Below are 26,042 nucleotides of genomic sequence, written 5' to 3' on the forward strand. Positions count from 1 at the left end.
CGAGGGGCCGACAGCCCGAGGGGCCGGGAGTTCGTACTCCCGGCCCCTCGGTACGTGCGCGCGTGGCGGTGGTCAGCCGCCCAGGCCGCCCAGGGGCAGCCCGCCCAGCGGCAGCTCCGGCGCGGCGGGCAGCCCGGAGGTGGCCTGACCGGCGGCCGGCAGACCGCCGAGCAGCGAACCGGCGGTGCCGGTGAGCTCGCCCGGGGCGACCGGGGCCACCTGCGTGGCGGTGTCGGTGGCCGCGGCGGCGGTGGCCTCGCCGGTGCCGAGGGCCTCGCCCGCCGGAGAGTCGGCGGCGGGGGCGGTGAGCGCGCCCAGCTGCGGCAGCTGCGGCACGGCGTCCAGGCCCGCGGCGCTGGCCGCGCCGGCCGCACCGACCACGGGTGCTGCGCCGGCGGCGAGCAGCAGCGCGGTGCGGGCGATCCGGCGGGTCAGGGGGAGGGTCATGATGCTCCTAAGCGGTAGCGGCTGAGTACGCCGTGTACAACCGCTGTCGGGGCGGGCGAAGTTGCGGACCCCCCGGGTAAAGGATCAGTAACGCATCGTTTAATCGGCTTCCGCGACAACCGCATTGGATGCGCGCCGACCAGGCGTTTCCGCCGCTCGCGGGCACTGTGGGGCCGGTGCGCCAGTCACCCCCGTGTGGGGGACGTCCCGCACACGTGAACGCGGCCCGCGGCGGCGCGTGGTGGCGCGCGGCGGCGCGCCCCGGCTCACTGGGCCACGAAGATCCGCACCTCGTTCGCGTCCGCGCCGTACGGGTCGCCGCCGGACGCGCCGGCGCCGCCCTTGTCCTGCCAGGCGCCCTTGGCCTCACCGGCGACCCAGCCCTGCGCGCTGTAGGAGACCCGGGCGATGCCAAGGTTGCGCGAGTTGGCGACCGCCCAGTGCGCCAGCGCCTTGCCCCGGCGGTGCTCGGCCTCGTCGCCCTCCGGCTTCAGCGGCAGGTTGATCTCCGCCTCCTTGACGCCCCGGCCCGCGTCCGCGGTGGTGGCGGGCGCACCGCCACCGCCGGTCGCCAGGACCTTCTTCCCGAAGATCCGCACCAGTTGCTCCCGCACCTTCTCCGGGTCGCCCGGCTCGGTGGGCGCGGGGCCGCCGCAGGTCAGGGAGCCCCGGCCGCCGAAGGCCGCCGTCAGCACCATGGCGTCCGGCTCGTGCTTCGCGTACGCCTGCGGGTAGCCGCTGCGCTGCACCTTCTGCGCGGCCACGGTCAGCGGGAGCCGCGAGTAGCCCGGGACCTTGACCAGGTGGTCGTAGAAGATGCCCGACGAGTAGACGGGGTCCCTGATCTCGTCCGGGGTGCCCCAGCCCATGGAGGGCCGCTGCTGGAACAGGCCGAGCGAATCCCGGTCGCCGTGGTCGAGGTTGCGCAGGGCCGACTCCTGCATCGCGGTCGCCAGGGCGATGGTCACCGCCCGGTCCGGCAGGCCCTTGGAGACGCCGACCGCGGCTATCGTCGCCGCGTTCGCCGCCTGCTCCGGGGACATGTCGAACGACTCGCGGGTGCCGCCCTGCCCGGCCTCGTCGGCTCCGGTGACCACGCTGGCAGTGCAGTGCGGGGCACCGCCGCCCTCGTTCGACGCGTACTGCACCGAGAGGTAACCGACGAGCGCGAGCAGTACGAGCAGGCCGGCGGCCTTGCGGGCCGGCCGGCGACGTCGCTGACGGGAGTGATCGCTCTGAGACACGCGGCCCACCGTACTTGAGCCATCCGGCGCGTCCACCGGCCGGACGTACAGGGCTTCGTCACACCCCGGGGCGTTAGGGTCAGAGCCATGTCCGAATCCGAGCTGGACCTCACCCTGGACGCCGCCGAGCTGACTGCCCGGCTCGTCGACATCCCCTCCGTGAGCGGGGACGAAAAGGTACTCGCCGACCTCGTGGAAAGCGCGCTGCGCGACCTGCCGCACCTCACGGTGGACCGCCACGGCAACAACGTCGTGGCCCGCACGCACCTCGGCCGCGCCGAGCGCGTCGTCCTCGCCGGCCACCTCGACACCGTGCCGATCGCCGACAACCTCCCCTCCCGCCTCGACGAGAACGACGTCCTGTGGGGCTGCGGCACGACCGACATGAAGTCCGGCGTCGCCGTACAGCTGCGCATCGCCGCGACCGTGCCCGAGCCGAACCGGGACCTGACCTTCGTCTTCTACGACCAGGAGGAGGTCGCCGCCGACCTCAACGGCCTGGGCAAGGTCGCCGAGGCCCACCCCGACTGGCTGACCGGCGACTTCGCGGTCCTGCTGGAGCCCTCCGACGGAGAGGTCGAGGGCGGCTGCCAGGGCACCCTGCGCGTGCTGCTGCGCACCGCCGGCGAGCGCGCGCACTCCGCCCGCAGCTGGATGGGCTCCAACGCCATCCACTCGGCGAGCGCGATTCTCGCCAAACTCGCCGCCTACGAGCCCCGCAAGCCGGTGATCGACGGCCTGGAGTACCACGAGGGCCTGAACGCGGTCCGCATCGAGGGCGGCGTCGCGAACAACGTGATCCCCGACGCCTGCACCGTGACGGTGAACTTCCGCTACGCCCCCGACCGCAGCGTGGAGGAGGCCCTGGCCCACGTCCGGGAGGTCTTCGCGGACTGCGACATCGCGGAGTTCGTGGTCGACGACTCCTCCGGCGGCGCCCTCCCCGGCCTTGCCCACCCGGCGGCCGCGGCCTTCATGGAGGCGGTCGGCGGCCGCGCCATGCCGAAGTTCGGCTGGACCGACGTGGCCCGCTTCAGCGCCCTCGGCATCCCGGCGGTCAACTACGGCCCGGGCGACGCCCTGCTGGCCCACAAGGTCGACGAACGCGTCGAGACGAAGGCCATCCTCCACTGCGAGGAACGACTCCGCGCCTGGCTGACCTCCTGAATTCCGCTTGTCGTCACCTTTGTGCGCCTACCCTGATCCAACGATCAGCAGGAGGGAGCACATCATGGGCAACCCCGAAGGCAACGCTCGTCGTCGGCCCCAGGAGCAGCAGCTCGGGCCGGTGCTGAGGAGGCGGAGCCAGGTGCAGGCGGGCAGTACGACGGACCAGCGGCTGCTGGATTCGGCCGGGCCCTCCGAGTGGGTGCACACCGATCCCTGGCGGGTCCTGCGCATCCAGTCGGAGTTCATCGAGGGCTTCGGCACGCTGGCGGAGCTGCCGCCGGCGATCAGCGTGTTCGGATCGGCCCGTACTCCGGTGGACTCGCCGGAGTACGAGGCGGGCGTACGGATCGGGCACGCGCTCGTCGACGCCGGTTTCGCCGTCATCACGGGCGGCGGCCCGGGCGCCATGGAGGCGGCCAACAAGGGCGCCCGCGAGGCCAATGGCATCTCGGTCGGTCTCGGCATCGAGCTGCCCTTCGAGCAGGGGCTCAACCAGCACGTCGACCTGGGGCTGAACTTCCGGTACTTCTTCGTCCGCAAGACGATGTTCGTGAAGTACAGCCAGGGCTTCGTCGTCCTGCCGGGCGGCCTCGGCACGCTGGACGAGATGTTCGAGGCGCTGACCCTGGTGCAGACCCAGAAGATCACCCGGTTCCCGATCGTGCTGTTCGGCACGGAGTACTGGGGCGGCCTGATCGACTGGCTGAAGAACACGGTCATCGCCCAGGGCAAGGCCTCGGAGCGCGACCTCTACCTCTTCCACGTCACGGACGACGTGGACGAGGCGATCGCGCTCGTCACGAAGGAAGTCGGGAAGTAGGACCCGCCAGGGCTCAGGCGAGCCCCCGGCGGGCGACCGCCGGGGGCCGGTGGCCCTGGATCGATCGGACCATGTCGAGGATCTGCCGCGTCTCCGCGACCTCGTGGACGCGGTAGACCTGGGCGCCGAGCCAGGCCGAGACGGCCGTCGTGGCCAGGGTGCCCAGCAGGCGCTCCTTGACCGGCATGTCGAGGGTCTCGCCGACGAAGTCCTTGTTCGACAGCGAGACCAGCACCGGCCAGCCCGTGTCCGTCATCTCCGACAGGCGGCGGGTGGCCTCCAGCGAGTGCCGGGTGTTCTTCCCGAAGTCGTGCCCCGGGTCGATCATGATCCCGTCGCGGCGGACGCCGAGCAGGGCCGCCCGCTCCGCGAGGCCCACCGTGACCCGCAGGATGTCCGCCATCACGTCGTCGTACGCCATCCGGTGCGGCCGCGTGCGCGGCTCGACCTCGCCCGCGTGCGTGCAGACCAGGCCCGCCCCGTACCGCGCGGCGACCTCCGCCAGCTTGGGGTCAACCCCGCCCCACGCGTCGTTGAGCAGGTCCGCCCCGGCCTCGCAGACGGCCTCGCCGACCTCGTGCCGCCAGGTGTCCACGCTGATCACCACGTCCGGGTGGCGGCGCCGTACCTCGGCGACGAAGCCGACCGTGCGCCGCGCCTCCTCGGCCGCGTCCACGTGCTCGCCCGGGCCCGCCTTGACCCCGCCGATGTCGATGATCGCGGCGCCCTCGGCGACCGCCTGCTCGACCCGGTCCAGCGCGGGCTCGTCGCGGAAGGTCGCGCCCTGGTCGTAGAAGGAGTCCGGAGTCCGGTTCACGATGGCCATGATCACCGGCTCGTGCGTGTCGAACTCGCGCCTGCCCAGTCGCAGCATCCCGTTCTTTCCTCCTCCGGCGGCCCTCGCGCCTCGCTTGCGACCTTAACCTGATGGCTGAAGCCGCCCTCAGTCTGTCAGGGAGTTGATCGTGTTCTGGTTCTTGCTGATCGCGCTGGTCGTGGTCGTCGCAGCGGTCACCCTCGCGGTGGTCGGCGGCGGTTCCGAGGCCGTGCTGCCCGAGGCCGAGCCGGACCGGGTGGCCGACGGGCTGCCGGAGACCCGCCCCGTCGCGCGGGCCGACATCGACGCGCTGCGGCTGCCGGTCGCGCCGCGCGGCTACCGGATGGCCGAGGTGGACGACGTACTGGACCGGCTGGCGGCGGAGCTGGCCGAGCGGGACGCGCGGATCGCGCAGCTGGAGGCCTCCGCGGAGGCTCTCCGCGCCGGGTCCGCGGCGGGGCCCGACCTGACGAAGCGGGCCGGGCAGTGACGGCCGTCGCCGGCCCCGACGGCGGGCTGCGGTGCCCGTGGGCGCTGTCCACGCCGGAGTACATCGCCTACCACGACACGGAGTGGGGTCGTCCGCTCCACGGGGACGACGCCCTGTACGAGCGGCTGTGCCTGGAGGCGTTCCAGTCGGGGCTGTCCTGGCTGACGATCCTGCGCCGCAGGGAGGGCTTCCGTACGGCCTTCTCCTCCTTCGAGATCGCGAAGGTCGCGGAGTTCGACGACAGCGACGCCGAGCGGCTGCTCGCGGACGAGGGGATCATCCGCAACCGGGCGAAGATCGAGGCGACCCTCGCCAACGCCAAGGTGCTGGCCGGGTGGGAGCCGGGCGAGCTGGACACCCTGATCTGGTCCCACGCCCCGGAACCAGGCCGGGCCCCGCGCACGATCGCCGACGTGCCGGCGGTCACCGCGGAGTCCACGGCCCTGTCCAAGGCCCTCAAGAAGGCCGGCATCCGCTTCGTCGGCCCCACCACGGCCTACGCCCTGATGCAGGCCTGCGGCCTGGTCAACGACCACCTCGCGGCCTGCGTCTCGCGCGAGGCGGCCGTGCTGCCGAAGGCCTGAGCGGGGGCGCGGGTCCGAGCGGGGCCGCGGTTGCGGGTGGGATCAGCGGCCCAGGTACCGCGGCGGCTGCTTCGCGAGGAAGGCCTGCACGGCGATGGCGTGGTCCTCGGAGGCGCCGGCCCGGGTCTGGACGACGTCCTCGTGGGCCAGCGAGTCCCGCAGGGAGTGCGTGGCCCCGTAGGCGAGGGACTCCTTGATCGCGGCGTAGGCGACCGTCGGGCCGGCGGCCAGGGTACGGGCGACCGACTCGGCCTCCGCGGCCAGCGACTCCGCCGGGACCAGGCGGTTCGCGATGCCCAGGTCGTACGCCTCCTGCGCCTTGACGGAGCGCGGGAAGAGCAGCAGGTCCGAGGCGCGGGAGGCGCCGATCAGGCGCGGCAGGGTCCAGGAGACCCCCGAGTCGGCGGTCAGCGCGACCCCGGCGAAGGAGGTGTTGAAGGACGCCGTGTCGGCGACGACGCGGTAGTCCGCGGCCAGCGCGAAGCCGAAGCCGGCCCCGGCGGCGACGCCGTTCACGCCCGCGACCACCGGCTTCGGCATCTCGGTGAGCGCCCGCACGATGGGGTTGTAGTGCTCGGAGACGGTGCTCATCGTCAGCGACGAGCCGGTCTCGCGGTCGGACGTCAGGTTGCCGATGTGCTCCTTGAGGTCCTGGCCGACGCAGAAGGCGCGGCCGCCGGCGGCCGTGAGCAGCACGGCCCGTACGGCGGTGTCCTCGGCTGCCGCCCGGACCGCGTCGCGCAGGGCGACCTTGGCCTCCGTGTTCATCGCGTTCATCGCGTCGGGACGGTTGATCGTGATGGTCGCGAGTCCGTCCGTCACTTCGTAGAGCACGCTGTCGGCCATGGCAGGGGGTCCCCCTTCGTCGCGGGCTTGGCTACCGGCCGGTACCGGCCGGTGCAAGGGTCAGCATGGCGGACCGGACCGCCACCGGACATGTGATGTGCGTCAAAGAAAGCGAACGGCAGTCCTGGGGCGGAGCGGCGAAGTATGGCAGGCGGGTCCCCGAAATGAGTGGTTTTGGCCAAGCGCGTTGCACAAGCGTTCCCGGCCGATGTTGGTCATCGGGTCCTGACATGCGGGATAATGGCCGGGAAGCATTGTGTTCGATGCCGGGCATTAGGCGCCTGAATGGGGCCGTCGGCTGACGATGAGCTGGTTTCAGGAAGGGGAACGAGCATGGCGGCCATGAAGCCGCGGACGGGCGACGGCCCGCTCGAGGTCACCAAGGAGGGGCGGGGCATCGTCATGCGCGTACCGCTCGAGGGCGGCGGTCGGCTTGTCGTCGAGCTGACTCCGGACGAGGCGGACGCCCTGGGTGACGCCCTGAAGAAGGTCGTCGGCTAACCCGCTGACCGCACTTTCACCAAGATCTGAACTCTGCGCTGCCCCGATCGCCACCCGCGGTCGGGGCAGCGCTGCGTTTTCCCCCGGGGCGTTCGGACGCGGGGCCGTACGGGCGCGGGCTGACGGACGCGGGGCCGTACGGGCGCGGGCTGACGGACGCGGGCCGCACGGACGTGGGGCCGTACGGGGATCAGCGCCGTACCGCGCACAGCAGGCCGTCGCCCACCGGGAGCAGGGCCGCCTCCAGGGCCGGGCTCTCGCGGACGCTGCGCAGCAGCTCGCGCACGCGGAGGACCTCGACCGGCTGGGCGGCGGAGTCGACCGTACGGCCGTCGGAGAAGACCCCCTCGAAGCAGACCAGCCCGCCGGGACGCAGCAGGCGCAACGATTCGGCGAGGTAGTCGAGGGACTCGGTGGGGTCCCCGTCGCAGAAGACGAGGTCGTACCCGCCGTCCGCGAGCCGGGGCAGGACGTCGAGCGCGCGGCCGGGGATGAACCGGGCGCGGTTGCCGGCGAAGCCGGCGGCGCGGAACGCCTGACGGGCGAAGGCCTGCCGGTCGGGTTCGGGATCCACGGTGGTGAGCACCCCGTCGGGGCGCATCCCGTGGAGGAGGTGGATGCCGGAGACGCCGGTTCCGGTGCCGATCTCCGCGACCGCCTTGGCGTCCGCGGTGGCGGCGAGCAGGCGCAGCGCGGCGCCGGTGCCGGGGGAGACGGAGCGCAGGCCCGCTTCCCTGGACCGGTCGCGGGCCCATCGCAGAGCGTCGTCCTCGGCGACAAACGCGTCGGCGAACGCCCAGCTCGTCTGCCGGTTGCCGGTAATGACCCTCTCCTGTCCCCATAGTTGGCGCAACGGTGACTGTATCCGTTGACGTCGGGAACCCGCAGATGGGACCGGGCGTTGTGAGGGATAGACGCCGGACGGATGAGGGATAGACAGGGACGGTGCCGGGCAGATCGCCGGTCCGGTGCCGTCGGGGGACTGAATACCCGTGCAAAGTTACTGCAAAAAAGCTTATCCAAAGCTGACGGAGGGGGTGGCTATGGTAGGGACTCCACTGGACACCACCAGAGCCGACAGGGGAGGTGCGGCTGCGCCTGTGGATCGTTGGGGCGTGATGAAGCGCCTCTTCCGGTCACCGGGTGAGCCGAAATCCGTGACCTACATTGCTGACCGTTTCCACACCGCCACCGCAACCACCGCGACCTTTGCCGCCGATGCGGGATCGCAGGCGTGGACCCCTCCTTCATGGGAGGAGATCGTCAGCACGCACAGCGCGCGGGTCTACCGCCTTGCCTACCGTCTGACGGGTAACCAGCACGACGCCGAGGACCTGACGCAGGAAGTCTTCGTCCGCGTCTTCCGCTCGCTGTCCACGTACACGCCCGGCACCTTCGAGGGCTGGCTGCACCGGATCACCACCAACCTGTTCCTGGACATGGTCCGCCGCAAGCAGCGGATCCGCTTCGACGCCCTCGGCGACGACGCCGCCGAGCGGCTGCCGAGCCGTGAGCCGTCCCCGCAGCAGGTGCTGCACGACACCCACTTCGACGCGGACGTACAGCAGGCGCTGGACACCCTCGCGCCCGAGTTCCGCGCGGCCGTGGTGCTGTGCGACATCGAGGGCCTGTCGTACGAGGAGATCGCCGCCACCCTGGGCGTGAAGCTCGGCACCGTGCGCAGCCGTATCCACCGGGGCCGTTCGCACCTGCGCAAGGCGCTCAAGCACCGCTCTCCCGAGGCCCGTGCGGAGCAGCGCGCGCTGGCGGGCGTGGCCGTGGGCGCTCCGGGTGCCGGGGGAGAGGGCGGAACCGAGTGAGCGGAGTCAGTCCGTCCCCTGCCGAACAGCACCTGGGTGACCGGCTCGCCGCCCTGGTGGACGGGGAGCTCGGCCATGACGCGCGCGAGCGGGTCCTGGCCCACCTGGCGACCTGTGCCAAGTGCAAGGCCGAGGCCGATGCGCAACGCCGTCTGAAGACCCTGTTCGTGGAGAGCGCGCCGCCGCCACTGTCCGCCGGGCTGCTGGCCCGGTTGCAGGGCCTGCCGGGCGGGGACCTCGACGGTTCCTCCGGGCTGCCGGGTCCTGTCGGGCCGGCGGGGGCGTCCGGTGGCGCCGCCGGTTCGTCCGGTCCTGCCCGTTCCTCCGGCGGGGGCGATCCGTTCGCCTCCTTCGGATACGCCGCGGCGGCGATGCCGCGCGAGGGTTTCCGCATCCACGAGGTGGGCCGCCCCCGGCGCCGCTTCGCGTTCGTCGCGGCCGGGGCCGTGTCGCTGGCCGCGCTCGCGCTGGGCGGCACCCTGCCGATCGAGACCGCGGAGCCGAACGCGCGGGGGGACGCACCCGCCTCGCGGCCCGGTCCCGCCGTGTCGGTGACCGATGCCGTGATCCTCGACCGGCTCCCCTCCCCGGGCAGTGTTCCGCCGAGTCTGCGCTCCGGCGGGCCGCAGCCTCCGGTGCGGCCCTCGGAGACCCCGTCGGCCCGGCCGGTGTCGTTGTCCCGCTGACCCCGGCGTGGTGGGGACCTGGTTGAATCTGCGGCAGATGCGCCGCCCGGGCGGTGCGCCAGGTACGCGGGGAGCGCCCATGTCCGACAGCCAGCAGACCGATCCGGCTCCGCGGTGGTGGAGCCGGCCCGACGGCCTGCCCGACGCCGCACCCGACGGCGTCCCGGCCCCCCGCCCCTCGTCCGACGCCGAGCCCGTGGCTGAGCCCGTGGCCGGGCCCGCGACCGGGGACCAGCCCGAGGGCGACCCCGGAACCGGCGATTCCGACGGGCAGGCACCGGGTGCGGACGGGCCGCGGTACGACCCGTGGGCCGTGCGGCCGCTGCACGTCGTGGACGCCGGGAAGGCGCCCCGGGGGATCCGGATCTGGCAGATGGTCGCCCTCGGCGTCGGCACCGCCCTGCTCGCCGGCGGCATCGGCGGCTACCTCGGCGTCCTCGCCGAGCGCCAGAGCGGCACCCGTCTGGAGCTCCCCCAGGCCGCCCCGGTGAGCAAGGACCGCGCGCCCGAGAGCGTGGCCGGGATCGCCGCCACCGCCCTGCCCGGCGTGGTCACCCTGCACGTCAGCGGCGGCGGGGGCAGCGGCACCGGAACCGGCTTCGTCCTCGACGCGCAGGGCCACATCCTGACCAACAACCACGTGGTCGCCGACGCCAAGGCGATAACGGTCACCTTCAGCACCGGCGAGAGCGTGGCCGCCGAACTCGTCGGCCGCGACGGCGGCTACGACCTGGCCGTGGTCAAGGTGACCGGCGTCCGCGGCCTGCGGCCACTGGCCCTCGGCAACTCCGAGAACGTGAAGGTCGGCGACCCGGTGGTGGCCATCGGAGCGCCCTTCGACCTCTCCAACACCGTCACCGCCGGCATCATCAGCGCCACCGGACGCCCCATCACCGCGGGCGGCGACAAGGGCGACGGCGGCGACGTCAGCTACGTCGACGCCCTCCAGACCGACGCCCCCATCAACCCCGGCAACTCCGGTGGCCCGCTCCTCGACGCCAAGGCGCACGTGATCGGCATCAACAGCGCGATCCGGGGTGCCGACAAGGACGATTCCGACCAGCAGAGCGGCAGCATCGGCCTCGGCTTCGCCATCCCCGTCAACCAGGGCAAGCGCGTCGCCGAGGAGCTGATCCGCACCGGCCACGCCACCCACCCCGTCATCGGGGTCACCCTCGACATGCAGTACACCGGCGACGGGGCCCGCGTCGCGGCCAAGGGCGAGGACGGCAAGTCCGCCGTCCCTCCCGGCCCCGGGGCGCGCGCCGGGATGAAGCCGGGCGACGTGATCACCAAGGTGGACGGACAGCGCGTCCACGGCGGCGACGAGCTGATCATCAAGATCCGGGCGCACCGCCCGGGCGACGCGCTGACCCTGACGGTCCTGCGCGAGGGCCGGGAGCGCACGCTGGAAGTGGTGCTGGGCTCGTCGAACGGGTCATGACGGGACCGAACGACGTCTTCCGGCCGAACTCACGCCGGGAAACGACTTTCGGGACCATTCGCGTGTAGAGGCCCGGCGAGTACGACGGGTACCGTGGTCCGGGCCGGACGTGGAGAGATTCGAGGAGCGGCAAGGTGTTCAACGACATAGGCGGCCTTGAGCTGGTCACGATCGTGGTGCTGGCCATCCTCGTCTTCGGACCGGACAAGCTCCCCAAGGTCATTCAGGACGTGACCGGGTTCATCCGGAAGGTCCGCGCGTTCTCCGACAGTGCCAAGCAGGACATCCGCTCGGAGCTCGGACCGGAGTTCAAGGACTTCGAGTTCGAGGACCTGAACCCGAAGACCTTCATCCGCAAGCAGCTGGGCGAGAACGAGGACCTCAACGAGCTGCGCAGCAGCTTCGACCTCCGCAAGGAGCTCAACGAGGTCACCGACGCGGTCAACGGCAAGGAGCCGGAGGTCGCGCCGACCGCCGCCGCCACGCCGGGCGCCGCCGCCGCTTCCGCGGGCCCGGACCTGCTCAAGAAGCCCGCCGTACCCGCCCCGGAAGCCCGTACGCCCTTCGACGCCGACGCCACCTGAGCCACCGGCCTGCCCGGCGATCCGCGGTCGGATGGCTATCCTCCATCTGTCCGGACGCAGGAAAGCGTGGGGGAGCCCCGTTCCGGACCCCACGGAACGAGAGGCCGCTCAGATGGAGACGACGAGCAGTAGCCGGGTAGGCGCACAGCCCGCCGAAGCACCCGCGTCCGCCGCCGCACCCCCGCAGACCGCCGCGCAGTCCGCGCCGCCCACGCCCCAGGAGCCCGCCGTGCCCGTTCCGGCGGCCCGCCGGACGGCCGAGGGGTACCTGCGGGCCGACTTCCCCTGGTACGGGCTGGACGGGGCCTTCACCGGCCCCCGCTGGCTCATGCAGGTGGGCACCGCCGCCGACGGCACCGTGGAGCACGGCTCCACCGGCCACGGCGACGAGCCCTCCGCGCGCGGCGAGCTCGCCACCGGCGAGAAGGAGCGCTTCGCGGTGGTCGTCACCGTCGCCAGCAACCCGCTGCGCCGCAGCAGCGACGGCACCGGCGTCCTGGAGGCCACCTCGGTGTCCTCGGCCGCCTGGCTGGCCGGCTCGGGCCTGCTGGCGTACAGCTGGCCCGGCCAGATGGACCACACCCTGCGCAACGAATGGCTGGACCAGCAGACCGAGGCCGCGTGGGAGCTCGCGGACGACCTCGGCGGGGACGACTGGTCGACGCTGTCGCTGCCGGTCGACGGGGAGCCGACGCCGTTCCACTACCGCGAGTCGGAGTTCGGCTGGGTCCTCGCCGGCTCCACGCCGGGCGGGGTGCACCTGGGCGCGTACGGGCGGGGCATGAGCGCGTACGGGCTCGGCTTCTCGGTCATCGGGGACCTGAGCGCGTACGAGTAGGACGTACGGGCGCGGCACCGGAGACGAAAGGCGCCGCCGACGCTGTCGGCGGCGCCTTTCGCACCTCGGGTACGGGCACCGGCCCGCCCGTGTCAGAACTTGTTGCGCGGCGTGATGCCCAGCGAGAGGCCGGCCAGGCCGCGGGCGCGGCCGCCCAGCTTGCCCGCGATCGCGCGCAGCGCTGCGCCGGCCGGGGAGTCCGGGTCGGACAGGACGACGGGCTTGCCCTCGTCGCCGCCCTCGCGCAGCCGCACGTCGATCGGGATCGAGCCGAGCACCGGCACCGTCGCGCCGACCGTCTTGGTCAGCCCGTCGGCGACCTTCTGGCCGCCGCCGGTGCCGAACACGTCGACCATCTCGTCGCAGTGCGGGCACGGCAGGCCGGACATGTTCTCGACCACGCCGACGATCTTCTGGTGGGTCTGCACGGCGATCGAGCCGGCCCGCTCCGCGACCTCGGCCGCGGCCTGCTGCGGGGTGGTCACGACGAGGATCTCCGCGTTCGGCACCAGCTGGGCGACGGAGATCGCGATGTCACCCGTACCCGGGGGCAGGTCCAGCAGCAGCACGTCCAGGTCGCCCCAGAACACGTCGGCCAGGAACTGCTGGAGGGCCCGGTGGAGCATCGGGCCGCGCCACACCACCGGCGCGTTGCCCGGGGTGAACATGCCGATGGAGATGACCTTCACGCCGTGCGCCGACGGCGGCATGATCATGTTCTCGACCTGGGTGGGACGGCCGTCCACGCCCAGCATGCGCGGCACGCTGTGGCCGTAGATGTCCGCGTCCACGACGCCGACCTTGAGGCCGTCCGCCGCCATCGCCGCGGCGAGGTTCACCGTCACCGACGACTTGCCGACGCCGCCCTTGCCGGACGCGACCGCGTACACACGGGTCAGCGAGCCCGGCTTGGCGAAGGGCACCTCGCGCTCGGCGGTGCCGCCGCGCAGCGTGGCCGCCAGGTCCTTGCGCTGCTCGTCGCTCATCACGTCGAGGGAGACGGCGACGGAGGTGACGCCCGCGACCTTCTCGACGGCCTCGGTGACGTTCTTGGTGATGGTCTCGCGCATGGGGCAGCCCGACACCGTGAGGTAGACCGTGACGGCGACGGCTCCGCCCTCGCCGATCTCCACCGATTTGACCATGCCGAGCTCGGTGATCGGCCGGTGGATCTCGGGGTCGTTCACCGTCGACAGCGCGTCCAGGATCGCATCCTGCTCGGGCACGGCGGCGGAGCTTGTGTCGGTAGCCATGTCCCGATGGTACGGCTCGGTAGCAGGCGTCAGGAAAGCCTGTCAGCGGTCGCCTTCATCACGTTCCCTCGGGAATAGCCGGCGCTCGTCCATCTCCTTGATCAGGTCCTGGAACTCGGACCTGATCCAGTCGCGGGTGGCGACCTCGCCCAGGCCCATGCGCAGCGAGGCGATCTCCCGGGTCAGGTACTCGGTGTCGGCGATGGAGCGCTCGTTCTGCTTGCGGTCCTGCTCCAGGTTGACGCGGTCCCGGTCGTCCTGCCGGTTCTGCGCGAGCAGGATCAGCGGGGCCGCGTAGGACGCCTGGAGGGACAGCATCAGCGTCAGGAAGATGAACGGGTACTCGTCGAACCGCAGGTCGTCCGGCGCGAAGATGTTCCAGAGCACCCAGACGATGATGACCAGGGTCATCCAGACGATGAACCGGCCCGTGCCCAGGAACCGCGCCACCCGCTCCGACAGCCGCCCGAAGGCCTCCGGGTCGTACACCGGCAGCAGCCGCCGCCGGTCGGCCCGCGGCTGGTCCAGGCGCACCCGTGTCGACCGGGTCAGCGCGCTGGATCCGGACGCGGAAGCGGCCGGCTTGGCCCGCAGCCGCTCGGCGACCTCCTCCTCGCGCCCCGAGAGCCCCTGCTCGCGCGAGGTCTCGCGGGCGTGCTCGCGGGCCAGCTCACGCCGCACGCGGGCCTGCTCACGGCGCCGGTCGCGCGCCGGGTCACGCCGCCGTTCACCGCCCATCGGAGAGCTCCTCGGAGTGGAAGTCCGTCTCCCGCCAGTCGTCCGGCAGCAGGTGGTCCAGTACGTCGTCCACGGTCACCGCGCCCAGCAGCGAGCCGCTCTCGTCGACGACGGGCACCGCCACCATGTTGTACGCGGCCAGGTAGCTGGTCACCACCGGAAGCGAGGCATCCGGGCGCAGCGGCGGCAGGTCCGTGTCCACGATCGAGCTGACCAGTGTGAACGGCGGGTCGCGCAGCAGCCGCTGGAAGTGCACCGTGCCCAGGTACTTGCCGGTCGGCGTCTCGTCCGGCGGCCGGCACACGTACACCTGCGCGGCGAGGGCCGGCGACAGGTCCGACTGCCGTACGCGCGCCAGGGCGTCCGCGACGGTGGCGTCCGGCCGCAGCACGATCGGCTCGGTGGTCATCAGACCGCCCGCGGTGTTCTCCTCGTACGACAGCAGGCGGCGCACGTCGGCCGCGTCGTCCGGCCGCATCAGGGTCAGCAGCCGCTCCTGGTCGTCCTCGGGCAGCTCGGAGAGCAGGTCGGCCGCGTCGTCGGGGTCCATCGCCTCCAGGACGTCGGCGGCGCGCTCCTCCTTCAGCTTGCCGAGGATCTCCACCTGCTCGTCCTCGGGCAGCTCCTCCAGGACGTCCGCGAGCCGGTCGTCGTCGAGGGCGTTGGCCACCTCGGCGCGCCGCTTCGGCGTCAGGTGGTGCAGGACGTTCGCCACGTCGGCCGGGCGCATCTGCTCGAAGGTGGCGACCAGGCTCTCGGCGCCCTGCCCGTGCTCCTCCAGCGAGAAGCCCGTCACCGCCGACCACTCGACCGTCAGGGTCTCGCCGCGCCGGCGCAGCGCGCCGCCCTTGCCCTTGCGCACGAAGATCCGGTCGATCTCCCAGTCGCGGCGGGCCGGCAGCTGCTGGATGGCCACGTCGAGGACGGTGACCTCCTCGCCGGTGGCGCCCAGCGTCACCCGGCGGTCCAGCAGCTCGCCGAGGATCAGCCGCTCGGTGGGGCGCTGCTCGAAGCGCCGCATGTTCACCACGCCGGTGGTGATGACCTGCCCGGATTCCACGCCCGTCACGCGGGTCATGGGGACGAAGATCCGGCGCCGGCTGACGACCTCGACCACCAGGCCCAGCAGCCGTGGCGGGCGGCCGCCGACGCGCAGCATCGCGACGAGGTCGCGGACGCGGCCGACCTGATCGCCGTTGGGATCGAAGACGGGCACTCCCGACAGATGCGAGACGAAGATCCGGGGGGCGCCTGCAGCCATCCGAGCGCCTCCTCGTGCCTCGATCAACGGTCCTGCCGTGCCTCAGGCTAGCCCGTGCCCGGCGCAACCGTCCTGGTGGGGCGGCCGCTCAGGTGCCCCGCAGGGCCTGCCCGGCCGGGAGCGGGCCGCGCCGCGCGGCCGGGTACGCTGCCTGCTGCCCACAGACGCCGACGAGAGGCACCAGCCCGTGACCGCCTACTTCCCTGCCGCTCGGCTGCGCCGGGCCGCGTTCGTCGGCGCGCTGTGCGCGGGTCTCGCCGTCGCCGGCACGGGCTGCGGGGCGGATCCCGACGAGGGCACCAACGGGGTCGGCAAGCTCTCCGCCGACCAGATCGCGGGGAAGGCGAAGGAGGCGGCCACGGCGGCCGAGTCCGTGCACCTGTCCGGCACGCTGGTCAGCGGCGGCAAGACCTTCACCCTCGACATGCGGCTGGGCTCCGGCGGCGGCTCCGGCGAGGTGAAGTCGGACGAGAACACCTTCCGGCTGCTGCGCGTGGGCGAGCAGCTCTTCCTGAAGGCCGACGCCGCGTTCTGGGGGCAGTCCGACTCCGCCGGGAAGCTCGGCGACAAGTTCGTGAAGGTGCCCGAGGGCGACCCCTCGTACAAGCAGTTCCGCGGGTTCACGGACATGGACACGCTGCTCGGGGTGCTCCTCGGGCTGGACGGCAAGGTCGCCAAGAACGAGGAGTACACCAAGGTCGGGCACACCCGCGCGGTCCAGCTCACCGGGGACCAGGGAAAGGGCGGCAAGCTGTCGGTCTCGCTGGAGGGCACCCCGTACCCGCTGATGATGGAGCGGGCCGGCGGCGCCGGGCGGGTGGAGCTCGGCGAGTGGGGCAAGACCGTCCCGCTGGAGGCGCCGTCGCAGGACGAGACCGTCGACTACGGGTCGCAGCTGCCGACGACCAAGGGGCAGGCCACCGGTGGCGGCGGGGCCTCGCCCGCGCCGAAGGGCTCAGGGCAGGGGAACAACCCGAGCAAGCCCTGAGCGGGGCCCGGCGGGGCGCCGGGGTTTTAGCGGGCCGTCTTCTTCCGCTTCAGCAGCAGCTTCGGCAGTCCCGCCGGGACGGGCCTGCGGGTGATCGCGGGGGAGTCCAGCGGGGCCGCGGCCAGCGAGCCGCCCGGCAGGTCGGTGCTCGCGGAGACCGGCTCCAGGCGCAGCAGCCGGCACTCGCGCGCCCAGCGGTCGGTCATCGACTCCGAGTCGGGCGCGTTCAGCCGCTTGCCCTTGAGCTCGGCGACCGCGGCCTCCCACTGCTCACCGCGGGGCGCCAGCTCGCGTACGGTCGCCGTCCAGGCGACCAGCCGGCCGCCCTTGTCCTTGCTGCGCACGGTGACCTCGGCGCTCGCGCCGTCCACGAGCCCAGGGAACGGCTGCTCCCCGGGACCGTCGCCCAGCACGTGCGCGGCGCCGTCCACCCAGGCGTGCCACAGGGCCCGGTCGACCCCGGTGCCCCGGACCCAGATGAGGCCGGACTTCTTGGTGGCCTCCTCGACGAGGGCCAGATCGAGCGTGCTGAGAGTCATGCGCACAGCGTAGGGGGTGCCCGTCGGCCGGTCAGAGCCAGCCGTGACGGCGCAGCGCGCGGTGGATGGTGAAGCAGGCGCCGGCGATCGCGCCCATCACCATCGGGTAGCCGTAGCGCCAGTGGAGCTCCGGCATGTGCTCGAAGTTCATCCCGTACACCCCGCAGATCATCGTGGGCACGGCGATGATCGCCGCCCAGGAGGTGATCTTGCGCATGTCCTCGTTCTGCGCGACCGTCGCCTGCGCGAGATTGGCCTGGAGGATCGAGTTCAGCAGCTCGTCGAAGCCGACGACCTGCTCGTGCACCCGCGCCAGGTGGTCGGCCACGTCGCGGAAGTACTTCTGGATGTCGGGGTCCACCAGCCGCATCGGGCGCTCGCTCAGCAGTTCCATGGGCCGCAGCAGCGGGGAGACGGCCCGCTTGAACTCCAGCACCTCGCGCTTGAGCTGGTAGATGCGGCCCGCGTCGCCGCCGCGCGCACTGCCCTTGGCGGGGGCGGCGAACACCGCGCTCTCCACCTCGTCGATGTCGTCCTGTACGGCCGCGGCGACCGCGATGTAGCCGTCGACGACGTGGTCGGCGATGGAGTGCAGGACCGAGGAGGGGCCCTTGGACAGGAGGGCCGGGTCGTCCTGGAGCCGGTGCCGCAGCCCCTTGAGGGAGCCCTGGCCGCCGTGCCGGACGGTGATGACGAAGTCGGGACCCGTGAAGCACATCACCTCGCCGGTCTCCACCACCTCGCTGGTGGCGGTGAGTTCGGCGTGCTCCACGTAGTGGATGGTCTTGAAGACGGTGAAGAGGGTGTCGTCGTAGCGCTCCAGCTTCGGCCGCTGGTGCGCGTGCACCGCGTCCTCCACGGCCAGCGGGTGCAGGCCGAAGATGGCGGCGATCCCGGCGAACTCGGCCTCGGTCGGCTCGTGCAGGCCGATCCACGCGAAACCGCCGTCCTCGCGGACCCGGCGGATCGCCTCACGGGGCGTCAGGCGGTCGGGCCCCAGCACGCGCCGGCCGTCGCGGTACACGGCGCAGTCGACGACCGCGCTGCTCGCGGACGGGTCGCGGGTGGTGTCGTAGCCGGGCTGTACGGGAGTCGACCGGCGCAGCGCGGGGCGGACGGCGGCACGGAGGTAGGGCAGCATCGACATGGCAGGCTCCTTCGCACGCACGGCTGCGGACCGTACGGGTGGGAGGTCCTTCCGGGGCGCGGACGCCGCGGGCGGGCAGGCCCGGGCAGGCGGAAGGAACAGGACGGGAGGACAAAGTTCTGCCGTCGCTCTTCTACTGATCGCAGGATCAAAGGGGGCGCGGTACGCCCGTCAGAGAAGTGGAAGAGCGATTGGTACTGCACGATCGACTTCGATCCATCGCAGCCCCACCTCCTCCGGCCGGTCCCCCGTGAGGGACGTCCTGTCGTTCACCGCCTTGACGACATGCTTCTGCATGCGGGGTGAACCAGCTGTCAACACTATCAGCCGACGGATGGTCAAGACCCGCCCTTTACCCGGGGGATACGAGTTCTATGCTCGCTCCATGGCAGAAATTCTGGCCCTTGTGGAGGCCCGGCTGCGCAGCGCGTTCGGCGAACCCGACGCCCGCGCCGCCGTCACCTTCCTCGGCACCGACCGCATCGAGGTACTCCGCTTCGCCGAGGGCGACCTCGTGCGGTACGCGACCCTCGGGATGTCCGCACACCCCATGACCGACCCGACCGCCGTCGTCGCCGACCCGGTGCGCGGCCCGCGCGCCGAGCTGGTGCTGACCGTACGGGGCGGGCTGGCCCCCACCGACCGGGTGCTGCGCCCGCTCGCCGTACTGGGCGCCTCCCCGCAGGTGGAGGGCCTCGTCGTGGCCCCCGGCGCCTCCCTCGACGTGGGCGAACCGCTGTGGGAGGGGGCCCCGTTCACCTCGGTGCTCGTCGCCGAGCCCGGCGGTCTGGTCGAGGACCTGGAGCTCGACGAGCCGATGGACCCGGTGCTCTTCTTCCCCCTCCTGCCGATGACGGCGAACGAGGCGGCGTGGAAGCGGGTGCACGGCGCGGCCGCCCTCCAGGAACGCTGGCTCGCGCGCGGCACGGATCTGCGGGACCCTCTCCGTACGGCCGTCGCGCTGGACTGACCGCCCGGACGGGTGATCGCGTCTTGACGGGGCGCGCGGCGGGGAGGAGCGTGGCTTCTTATGAGGGGCGAACCAAGTTGCCCGAAGTGCGGTGGCCGGGTCAGGGCGCCCGGTCTTTTCGCCGACTCCTGGCAGTGCGCGGTGCACGGCACGGTCCACCCCTTGCAACCCGTGATCCCGCCGAGCGTCGAGGGCCTCAGCGTGGTGGTGCACCGGGCGCAGGTGCCGGTGTGGATGCCGTGGCCGCTGCCGGTGGGGTGGCTGTTCACCGGGGTCGCCTCGGCCGGTGACGACCGCAGCGGGGGCCGGGCCACGGCCGTGGCCTGCTCGGGCCCCGGGCCGCTGGGCGGCATGGGGGAACTGCTGCTGGTCGCCGAGGAACTCGGCGTCGGCCTGGGCGCGCGGTACGCGGGGATCGACGGCCCGGACCCGGGCCCCTTCATCAACGTCTCGGCCCCGCCGCACGCCAAGGTGGTCGCGGCGGGCCGGCCCACCCCGCTGTGGCACGTCGCCGACACCCCGGACGACCGCGCCGTCTTCGCGGGCGAGGCGCGGGGCCTGTGGCTCTGGGCGATCGTCTGGCCGGAGCAGTCGGGCCTGCTGATGTACGACGAACTCGTCCTGACCGACCTGCGCGACGCGGGCGCCGAGGTCGAACTCCTGCCGTGCGGCGCCCTGAGCCCGCGCGTCCTCGGTCCCTCCTAGGTCCTGACGTCAAAGTGGCGCCGGTCGGGCCCGCTCCGGCGCAGGTGGCGGGGCGAGGGGGCCGGGGCGTGGGTATCCTGGGGTGTCCCCCCGTACGCGCGAAAACCATGGAGTTCGGCTGTGCGCATCGACCTGCACGCCCACTCCACGGCTTCCGACGGGACCGACAGCCCCGCCGAACTGGTGCGGAGCGCCGCCGGTGCCGGGCTGGACGTCGTCGCGCTGACCGACCACGACACCGTGCGCGGATACGGGGAAGCCATCGCGGCGCTCCCCGAGGGACTCACCCTGGTGACCGGCGCCGAGCTGTCCTGCCGGCTCGACGGCATCGGGCTGCACATGCTCGCGTACCTCTTCGACCCCGACGAGCCCGAGCTCGCCCGGGAGCGGGAGCTCGTCCGCGACGACCGCACCCCGCGCGCGCAGGCCATGGTCGGCAAGCTGCGGGACCTCGGCGTGGACATCACCTGGGAGCGCGTCGACGAGATCGCCGGCGCGGGCTCCGTCGGGCGGCCGCACATCGCGACCGCGCTGGTGGAGCTGGGCGTCGTCCCCACCGTCTCCGACGCGTTCACGCCGGACTGGCTCGCCGACGGCGGGCGCGCGTACGCCGAGAAGCACGAGCTCGACCCGTTCGACGCCATCCGCCTGGTCAAGGCGGCCGGCGGCGTCACCGTCTTCGCGCACCCGGCCGCCGTCAAGCGCGGCCAGTGCGTCCCCGAGAGCGCGATAGCCGCCCTCGCCGCCGCGGGCCTGGACGGCATCGAGGTGGACCACATGGACCACGACGCCGACACGCGCGTCCGGCTCCGCGGCCTCGCCGCCGACCTGGGGCTGCTGACCACCGGATCCAGCGACTACCACGGCAGCCGCAAGACCTGTCGCCTCGGGGAGTACACCACCGACCCCGAGATCTACGGCGAGATCACGCGCCGCGCCACCGGGGCCTTCCCCGTTCCCGGCGCGGGCGGACGCACCGTGCGGTAGTTCCCGCTCCGGTCGCTTTCCCCGCTTCCCCCTTCCGCGGGGCTCGCCCTTTTTTTGCTACACCCCTCTCTCCTGCAAGGCATCACTGTGTTTGATTTCGCCGTCTTCGGATCCCTTTTTCTCACGCTTTTTGTGATTATGGACCCGCCGGGCATCACGCCGATCTTTCTCGCGCTGACCTCCGGCCGGCCCGCCAAAGTCCAGCGCCGCATGGCCTGGCAGGCCGTCTGCGTGGCCTTCGGCGTCATCGCCGTCTTCGGTGTCTGCGGCCAGCAGATCCTGGACTACCTGCACGTCTCCGTCCCGGCGCTGATGATCGCCGGTGGTCTGCTGCTCCTGCTGATCGCGCTCGACCTGCTCACCGGCAAGACCGACGAGCCGAAGCAGACCAAGGACGTCAACGTCGCCCTCGTCCCGCTCGGCATGCCGCTGCTCGCCGGGCCCGGCGCCATCGTGTCCGTCATCCTGGCCGTCCAGAAGGCCGACGGGGTCTCCGGGCAGGTCTCGGTCTGGGCCGCGATCGTCGCCATGCACGTCGTGCTGTGGGTGACCATGCGCTACTCGCTGGTGATCATCCGGGTCATCAAGGACGGCGGCGTCGTCCTCGTGACGCGCCTGGCCGGCATGATGCTCTCCGCGATCGCCGTCCAGCAGATCATCAACGGCGTGCTCCAGGTCGTCCACGGCGCCTGACCGGCCGCCGACCGGCACACGAACGCCCCCGCGACCTTCGGGTCACGGGGGCGTTCGACGTCTTCACGAGGTGTCAGGAGGACGCACTCTCGGCCGGTCGGATCAGAATGCGCTGGCCGATGGCGGCCGCCTGCTGCACGATCCGGTTGACGGAGGCCGCGTCCACGACGGTGCTGTCCACGGCGGATCCGTCGACATCGTCCAGGCGCAGAATCTCGAAGCGCACGGGCTTCTCCCTTCGTCAGTGTTCTCCTTGCACAGGGTCCAACGAAGTGTAAGACGCAAACATTCCCTACGCTAAGGAAATTTTTTCACTGGCTAACTACTGGCCGCTCGCAGAGGTCTCCGTGCGGCCCCGCGCGGCGTCCCAGAACGCGGTCAGCGCCGCCGCCGTCGCGGCCGGGTCCCCGGCGTTCGGCGAGTGCTCCGTCCCCGGGATCACCACCCGCCCCGCGCCGAGGCGCCGGGCCATGTCGTCCATCGAGGAGACGGGCCAGACCGGGTCGGTGACCCCGGACAGCACCAGCTTCGGCAGCGCGGGCGCCGCGCGCACCAGGTCGTCGATCCGGTCGGGCTCCGCGATCAACGCCCGGCCGGTGCCTATGAGCTGCTCCGGCACGGTCGCCAGCCACCGCTCGCGCAGGAACTCCGTCAGCTCCGGGGAGTCCGGGACGGCGTCGCGCGGGTCCTGGGCCCGCATCGCCGCCCAGATGCCCGGCATGTCGTCCCGCATCGCCTCCAAGGCGGCGACCAGCAGCTTCGTACGGGCACGCTGCTCCTCGCAGACGGCGCCCGGCCCGGTGCTCAGCAGCGCGAGGCTCGCGAACGGGCCCGGGTCGCGCACCACGGCCGCCCGCACGACCAGCCCGCCGAGCGAATGGCCCAGCAGGTGCAGCGGGCCCGCGCCGAGGGCCTCGGCCTGGGCGAGCACGTCGCGGGCCAGCTCCTCCAGCGCGTACGCCGACTCCTCGCGCGGGCCGGGGCTCTCGTACTGGCCGCGCCCGTCGACCGCGACCGCCCGGTAGCCGGCGCCGGCCAGCGGCTCCAGCATGCCGATGAAGTCCTCCTTGCTGCCGGTGTACCCGGGCACCAGCAGGGCGGTGCCGCGCACCGGCTCGCCGGCCTCGTGCACGGCGAATTCCCCGCGCGCCGTCCGCAGGAGGCGGGCGCGGGCGACGGACGGCAGGGTGAGGCGCGGCGGCTTGCTCATGCCCCGAGGTTACCGGTCCGTAGGGTCCTACGCAGAGGGCCCCGGCCCCCTCGAAAGGGGACCGGGGCCCTCGGGCGGGCGGAGGGCTACGCCTCCGGGGCCGCCTCGGCGACCTTGCGGGTCCGGGTGCGCTTCGGCTTGACCGGAGCGTCCTCGGCGACGGCGGCCTCGACCGGAGCGGCAGCGGCGACCTTGCGGGTCCGGGTCCGCTTCGGCTTGACCGGAGCCTCCTCGGCGACGGCCTCGGCGACGGGCGCGGCCGGTGCGGCCTCGGCGACCGGAGCGGCGGCGGCGACCTTGCGGGTCCGCGTGCGCTTCGGCTTCACCGGAGCCTCCTCGGCGACCGCGACCGCGGCGGCGACCGGGGTCTCCACCACGGCGGCCTGCGCGACGATCTCGGCGGCCGGAGCCTTGCGGGGAGCGCGGGTACGACGCTGCTGCCGTACGGGCTCCACCATCGGCGCCATCTGGAAGTCGGGCTCCACGACCGGGGCGGCCGGAGCCTCCACGACCGGGGCGGCCTCGACCAGCGCGACCGGAGCCGACGACCGGGTCCGGCGGCGGCGCGGCCTGCGCGGCTCGTCGGCGGCCGGAGCCTGCGGGGCCTCGGCGGCGACGACCGGCGCCACCGCCTCGGCGACGACCGCCGCCTCGGCGCCCAGCTCCGCACCACCGCGGGTGCGGCGGCGCTGACGCGGCGTACGGGTGCGCGCGGGACGCTCCTCCGCCACCGGAGCGGCGGCGGCCGGGCCGCGACCGCCACGGCCACCGCGGCCGCCGGTCTCGCCCAGGTCCTCGAGGTTCTCGGCCTTCAGGCCGGCCCGCGTGCGCTCGGCGCGCGGCAGGATGCCCTTGGTGCCGGCCGGGATGTTCAGCTCCTCGAACAGGTGCGGCGACGTGGAGTACGTCTCGACCGGCTCGTGGAAGTCCAGCTCCAGCGCCTTGTTGATCAGCTGCCAGCGCGGGATGTCGTCCCAGTCGACCAGCGTGACGGCGATGCCCTTGTTGCCCGCGCGGCCGGTGCGGCCCACGCGGTGCAGGAAGGTCTTCTCGTCCTCGGGCGCCTGGTAGTTGATGACGTGGGTGACACCCTCGACGTCGATGCCGCGGGCGGCGACGTCGGTGCAGACCAGCACGTCGACCTTGCCGTTGCGGAACGCGCGCAGCGCCTGCTCGCGCGCGCCCTGGCCCAGGTCGCCGTGAACGGCGCCGGAGGCGAAGCCGCGCTTCTCCAGCTGCTCGGCGATGTCGGCCGCCGTGCGCTTGGTGCGGCAGAAGATCATGGCGAGGCCACGGCCCTCGGCCTGCAGGATGCGGGAGACGAGCTCCGGCTTGTCCATGTTGTGCGCACGGAAGACGTGCTGCTTGATGTTGGCGACGGTCACGCCCTCGCCCTCGGGGGAGGTGGCGCGGATGTGCGTCGGCTGCGTCATGTACCGGCGGGCCAGGCCGATGACCGCGCCCGGCATGGTCGCCGAGAACAGCATGGTCTGACGCTTCGGCGGCAGGTAGTTGATGATCTTCTCGACGTCGGGCAGGAAGCCCAGGTCGAGCATCTCGTCGGCCTCGTCGAGGACGAGGGCCTTGACGCGGGACAGGTCGAGCTTCTTCTGCCCGGCCAGGTCCAGGAGGCGGCCCGGGGTGCCGACGATCACGTCGACGCCCTTCTTGAGGGCCTCGACCTGGGGCTCGTACGCGCGGCCGCCGTATATGGCGAGGACGCGGACGTTGCGGACCTTGCCCGCGGTCAGGAGGTCGTTGGTGACCTGGGTGCACAGCTCGCGGGTCGGAACCACCACGAGGGCCTGCGGGGAGTCGGTCAGCTGCTCGGGCGTCGCCCGGCCCGCCTCGACGTCCGCGGGGACGATGACCCGCTCCAGCAGCGGAAGGCCGAAACCGAGCGTCTTGCCGGTTCCGGTCTTGGCCTGGCCGATGACGTCCGTGCCGGAAAGGGCGACGGGGAGGGTCATCTCCTGGATCGGGAAGGGGGACACGATGCCGACGGCCTCAAGGGCCTCGGCCGTCTCGGGAAAGATCCCAAGGTCTCGGAACGTAGTCAGGGTGCTGCCTCTTCTGTGAGACGCGGCGCGAGGCGGCGAGGGGGGTCGTACCGTGCCGGGCTTGCAGTACTGCGCCCCCACGTTCGGGGGAGCCACACAAAGCTGCGCGGGACCACTAGCCTTCGCTCAAGCGCTTCTGCCGCTGAGGGGGCCCCTCGTGGGACGCGGTACGCATGAACGTACGCATCACGCCGAGGGCGGTCGGGTGGAGCCGATCGGGCCACCGACCGGGCATCCTCATTCTGATGGCCCGCCGAGTATTCGGCAGGCGCATTACCACTGTACCCCGGATTCGCGCAGCTGTGTTGGGTGAATTCACCTGGTAGTCGCGTTTACATGGGCTGACTGCGACAAGAGGCGGTGCCTTGCGAGCCCTTTCGGCGGGCTATTGTGCGGAGCATGTCGACCGTTGAAAACGCATCGCCCGCCGACGACGGCACCCCCGCCGAGGCGGTCGGAATCGCAGCCCAGGACTGGGCCACCGCCTCCGCCTCGCCGCAGTACCGGGCCGCCGTCGTGGACCTGCTCGGCGCGCTCGCGTACGGAGAGCTCGCTGCCTTCGAGCGCCTCGCGGAGGACGCGAAGCTCGCGCCCACCCTTGACGACAAGGCCGAGCTCGCGAAGATGGCCTCCGCCGAGTTCCACCACTTCGAGCGGCTGCGCGACCGGCTGTCGGCGATCGACGCCGAGCCGACCGCCGCGATGGAGCCCTTCGCCAAGGGCGTCGACGACTTCCACCGCCAGACCGCGCCCTCGGACTGGCTGGAGGGCCTGGTCAAGGCCTACGTCGGCGACTCGATCGCCAGTGACTTCTACCGCGAGGTCGCCAGCCACCTCGACACCGACACCCGCGCCCTCGTCCTCGGTGTGCTCGACGACACCGGCCACGGCAACTTCGCCGTCGAGAAGGTGCGCGCCGCGATCGAGGCCGACCCGCGCTGCGGCGGCCGGCTCGCGCTGTGGGCCCGCCGGCTGATGGGCGAGGCGCTCTCGCAGGCCCAGCGCGTGGTCGCGGAGCGTGACGCGCTCTCCACCATGCTGGTCGGCGGCGTGGACGGCATGGCGGCCGGTTTCGACCTCGCGGCCGTCGGCGAGATGTTCACCCGGATCACCAAGGCCCACACCAAGCGGATGGCCGCCCTGGGCCTCGCGGCCTGAGGCCGCCACCGACCACCCACACGTACGCCGGCCCCGGCGCGG

At 72.5% G+C, this 26,042-nt stretch carries 28 protein-coding genes and 1 pseudogene; 16 read left to right on the forward strand and 13 right to left on the reverse strand.

The window, feature by feature from the left end; translation table 11 throughout:
• Positions 1-72: 72 nt before the first annotated feature.
• Together OG982_RS19760 and OG982_RS19765 are read right to left on the reverse strand one after the other, a co-directional pair.
• Positions 73-447, reverse strand: a complete 375-nt coding sequence (locus tag OG982_RS19760) for an ATP-binding protein (RefSeq protein ID WP_266784927.1) — start codon at positions 445-447, stop codon at positions 73-75.
• A 266-nt stretch (positions 448-713) separates the two neighbouring features.
• Positions 714-1,691 carry a hypothetical protein gene (locus OG982_RS19765; RefSeq protein WP_266784925.1) on the reverse strand — a complete coding sequence of 326 codons (978 nt, stop codon included), beginning with the start codon at positions 1,689-1,691 and terminating at the stop codon, positions 714-716.
• 87 nt (positions 1,692-1,778) lie between these two features.
• Here OG982_RS19765 and dapE point away from each other — a divergent pair, with 87 nt between their 5' ends.
• On the forward strand, positions 1,779-2,858 hold the full coding sequence (gene dapE / locus OG982_RS19770; RefSeq protein WP_266948983.1) for a succinyl-diaminopimelate desuccinylase: 1,080 nt from the start codon (positions 1,779-1,781) through the stop codon (positions 2,856-2,858).
• 64 nt (positions 2,859-2,922) lie between these two features.
• Positions 2,923-3,681, forward strand: coding sequence for a TIGR00730 family Rossman fold protein (locus OG982_RS19775; RefSeq protein WP_266784921.1), 759 nt, complete (start codon positions 2,923-2,925; stop codon positions 3,679-3,681).
• A gap of 13 nt (positions 3,682-3,694) precedes the next feature.
• Here the strand turns inward: OG982_RS19775 and folP are convergent, their stop codons facing one another.
• On the reverse strand, positions 3,695-4,555 hold the full coding sequence (gene folP, locus OG982_RS19780) for a dihydropteroate synthase (protein ID WP_266784919.1): 861 nt from the start codon (positions 4,553-4,555) through the stop codon (positions 3,695-3,697).
• Positions 4,556-4,640: 85 nt separating this feature from the next.
• On the opposite strand from folP, the gene OG982_RS19785 reads away from it, so the two are divergent.
• Positions 4,641-4,988: a DivIVA domain-containing protein gene (locus OG982_RS19785; protein WP_266948985.1), complete on the forward strand. Its 348-nt coding sequence runs from the start codon at positions 4,641-4,643 to the stop codon at positions 4,986-4,988.
• The gene (locus tag OG982_RS19790) at positions 4,985-5,572 is read left to right on the forward strand and encodes a DNA-3-methyladenine glycosylase I (RefSeq protein WP_323139266.1); all 588 of its coding nucleotides are present in this window, start codon (positions 4,985-4,987) and stop codon (positions 5,570-5,572) included. The genes OG982_RS19785 and OG982_RS19790 overlap by 4 nt, the downstream gene beginning before the upstream one ends.
• Before the next feature lie 42 nt (positions 5,573-5,614).
• On the opposite strand, the gene OG982_RS19795 is transcribed toward OG982_RS19790, so the two are convergent.
• Positions 5,615-6,418 carry an enoyl-CoA hydratase/isomerase family protein gene (locus OG982_RS19795; RefSeq protein ID WP_266784915.1) on the reverse strand — a complete coding sequence of 268 codons (804 nt, stop codon included), beginning with the start codon at positions 6,416-6,418 and terminating at the stop codon, positions 5,615-5,617.
• 333 nt (positions 6,419-6,751) lie between these two features.
• Between OG982_RS19795 and OG982_RS19800 the strand changes: the two genes are divergently transcribed.
• Positions 6,752-6,919: a DUF3117 domain-containing protein gene (locus OG982_RS19800; protein ID WP_003966491.1), complete on the forward strand. Its 168-nt coding sequence runs from the start codon at positions 6,752-6,754 to the stop codon at positions 6,917-6,919.
• A 190-nt stretch (positions 6,920-7,109) separates the two neighbouring features.
• Here OG982_RS19800 and OG982_RS19805 read toward each other — a convergent pair whose 3' ends face one another.
• The gene (locus OG982_RS19805) at positions 7,110-7,772 is read right to left on the reverse strand and encodes an O-methyltransferase (protein ID WP_030710037.1); all 663 of its coding nucleotides are present in this window, start codon (positions 7,770-7,772) and stop codon (positions 7,110-7,112) included.
• A gap of 190 nt (positions 7,773-7,962) precedes the next feature.
• Here OG982_RS19805 and sigE point away from each other — a divergent pair, with 190 nt between their 5' ends.
• From sigE to OG982_RS19830, 5 genes and pseudogenes are all read left to right on the forward strand, one after another.
• On the forward strand, positions 7,963-8,739 hold the full coding sequence (gene sigE / locus OG982_RS19810; protein WP_266784912.1) for an RNA polymerase sigma factor SigE: 777 nt from the start codon (positions 7,963-7,965) through the stop codon (positions 8,737-8,739).
• Positions 8,736-9,236: pseudogene (locus OG982_RS19815) on the forward strand (zf-HC2 domain-containing protein); the annotation flags it as partial. The gene sigE and the pseudogene OG982_RS19815, both read left to right, overlap by 4 nt.
• A 199-nt stretch (positions 9,237-9,435) precedes the next feature.
• Positions 9,436-10,869 carry a trypsin-like peptidase domain-containing protein gene (locus OG982_RS19820; RefSeq protein WP_266784910.1) on the forward strand — a complete coding sequence of 478 codons (1,434 nt, stop codon included), beginning with the start codon at positions 9,436-9,438 and terminating at the stop codon, positions 10,867-10,869.
• A 134-nt stretch (positions 10,870-11,003) separates the two neighbouring features.
• The gene (locus OG982_RS19825) at positions 11,004-11,453 is read left to right on the forward strand and encodes a sec-independent translocase (RefSeq protein WP_266948987.1); all 450 of its coding nucleotides are present in this window, start codon (positions 11,004-11,006) and stop codon (positions 11,451-11,453) included.
• A 112-nt stretch (positions 11,454-11,565) separates the two neighbouring features.
• Entirely contained in the window at positions 11,566-12,291 is a 726-nt protein-coding gene (locus tag OG982_RS19830; RefSeq protein ID WP_266784906.1) for a hypothetical protein, read from the forward strand.
• 92 nt (positions 12,292-12,383) lie between these two features.
• Here the strand turns inward: OG982_RS19830 and OG982_RS19835 are convergent, their stop codons facing one another.
• The 3 genes from OG982_RS19835 to OG982_RS19845 form a co-directional block, all read right to left on the reverse strand.
• Positions 12,384-13,517, reverse strand: a complete 1,134-nt coding sequence (locus tag OG982_RS19835) for an Mrp/NBP35 family ATP-binding protein (RefSeq protein WP_266791840.1) — start codon at positions 13,515-13,517, stop codon at positions 12,384-12,386.
• A gap of 69 nt (positions 13,518-13,586) precedes the next feature.
• On the reverse strand, positions 13,587-14,282 hold the full coding sequence (locus OG982_RS19840) for a DUF1003 domain-containing protein (RefSeq protein WP_266784904.1): 696 nt from the start codon (positions 14,280-14,282) through the stop codon (positions 13,587-13,589).
• Complete coding sequence (locus OG982_RS19845; RefSeq protein WP_266784902.1) at positions 14,272-15,543, reverse strand: CBS domain-containing protein; 1,272 nt, start codon at positions 15,541-15,543, stop codon at positions 14,272-14,274. The genes OG982_RS19840 and OG982_RS19845 overlap by 11 nt, the downstream gene beginning before the upstream one ends.
• 187 nt (positions 15,544-15,730) lie before the next feature.
• Here OG982_RS19845 and OG982_RS19850 point away from each other — a divergent pair, with 187 nt between their 5' ends.
• On the forward strand, positions 15,731-16,531 hold the full coding sequence (locus tag OG982_RS19850) for a hypothetical protein (protein WP_266791839.1): 801 nt from the start codon (positions 15,731-15,733) through the stop codon (positions 16,529-16,531).
• 26 nt (positions 16,532-16,557) lie between these two features.
• On the opposite strand, the gene OG982_RS19855 is transcribed toward OG982_RS19850, so the two are convergent.
• Together OG982_RS19855 and OG982_RS19860 are read right to left on the reverse strand one after the other, a co-directional pair.
• Positions 16,558-17,070 carry a hypothetical protein gene (locus OG982_RS19855; RefSeq protein ID WP_266784900.1) on the reverse strand — a complete coding sequence of 171 codons (513 nt, stop codon included), beginning with the start codon at positions 17,068-17,070 and terminating at the stop codon, positions 16,558-16,560.
• A gap of 31 nt (positions 17,071-17,101) precedes the next feature.
• Positions 17,102-18,217 carry a magnesium and cobalt transport protein CorA gene (locus OG982_RS19860; protein WP_266948989.1) on the reverse strand — a complete coding sequence of 372 codons (1,116 nt, stop codon included), beginning with the start codon at positions 18,215-18,217 and terminating at the stop codon, positions 17,102-17,104.
• Between the two features lie 385 nt (positions 18,218-18,602).
• Here OG982_RS19860 and OG982_RS19865 point away from each other — a divergent pair, with 385 nt between their 5' ends.
• The 4 genes from OG982_RS19865 (at position 18,603) to OG982_RS19880 (ending at position 21,572) form a co-directional block, all read left to right on the forward strand.
• A complete protein-coding gene (locus OG982_RS19865; protein WP_266784896.1) occupies positions 18,603-19,187 on the forward strand; it encodes a suppressor of fused domain protein in 585 nt (194 codons plus the stop codon).
• A gap of 60 nt (positions 19,188-19,247) precedes the next feature.
• Entirely contained in the window at positions 19,248-19,892 is a 645-nt protein-coding gene (locus OG982_RS19870) for a DUF6758 family protein (RefSeq protein WP_266784894.1), read from the forward strand.
• A gap of 120 nt (positions 19,893-20,012) precedes the next feature.
• Positions 20,013-20,879 carry a PHP domain-containing protein gene (locus tag OG982_RS19875; protein ID WP_266784892.1) on the forward strand — a complete coding sequence of 289 codons (867 nt, stop codon included), beginning with the start codon at positions 20,013-20,015 and terminating at the stop codon, positions 20,877-20,879.
• Positions 20,880-20,966: 87 nt separating this feature from the next.
• Positions 20,967-21,572 carry a MarC family protein gene (locus OG982_RS19880; RefSeq protein WP_266948990.1) on the forward strand — a complete coding sequence of 202 codons (606 nt, stop codon included), beginning with the start codon at positions 20,967-20,969 and terminating at the stop codon, positions 21,570-21,572.
• Between the two features lie 73 nt (positions 21,573-21,645).
• On the opposite strand, the gene OG982_RS19885 is transcribed toward OG982_RS19880, so the two are convergent.
• The 3 genes from OG982_RS19885 to OG982_RS19895 all read right to left on the reverse strand — a co-directional run bounded on the left by OG982_RS19885 (position 21,646) and on the right by OG982_RS19895 (position 24,776).
• Positions 21,646-21,798, reverse strand: coding sequence for a hypothetical protein (locus tag OG982_RS19885; RefSeq protein ID WP_164495937.1), 153 nt, complete (start codon positions 21,796-21,798; stop codon positions 21,646-21,648).
• Positions 21,799-21,894: 96 nt separating this feature from the next.
• Complete coding sequence (locus OG982_RS19890) at positions 21,895-22,782, reverse strand: alpha/beta hydrolase (RefSeq protein WP_266784886.1); 888 nt, start codon at positions 22,780-22,782, stop codon at positions 21,895-21,897.
• 86 nt (positions 22,783-22,868) lie between these two features.
• Positions 22,869-24,776 (reverse strand): DEAD/DEAH box helicase, encoded by a 1,908-nt coding sequence (locus OG982_RS19895; RefSeq protein WP_266784884.1) that lies wholly within the window; start codon positions 24,774-24,776, stop codon positions 22,869-22,871.
• Between the two features lie 465 nt (positions 24,777-25,241).
• Between OG982_RS19895 and OG982_RS19900 the strand changes: the two genes are divergently transcribed.
• Positions 25,242-26,000, forward strand: coding sequence for a ferritin-like fold-containing protein (locus OG982_RS19900; RefSeq protein ID WP_266784882.1), 759 nt, complete (start codon positions 25,242-25,244; stop codon positions 25,998-26,000).
• Positions 26,001-26,042: the final 42 nt, after the last annotated feature.

Origin of the sequence: Streptomyces sp. NBC_01551 (genome assembly GCF_026339935.1) — a bacterium.
Classification (GTDB): Bacteria; Actinomycetota; Actinomycetes; order Streptomycetales; family Streptomycetaceae; genus Streptomyces.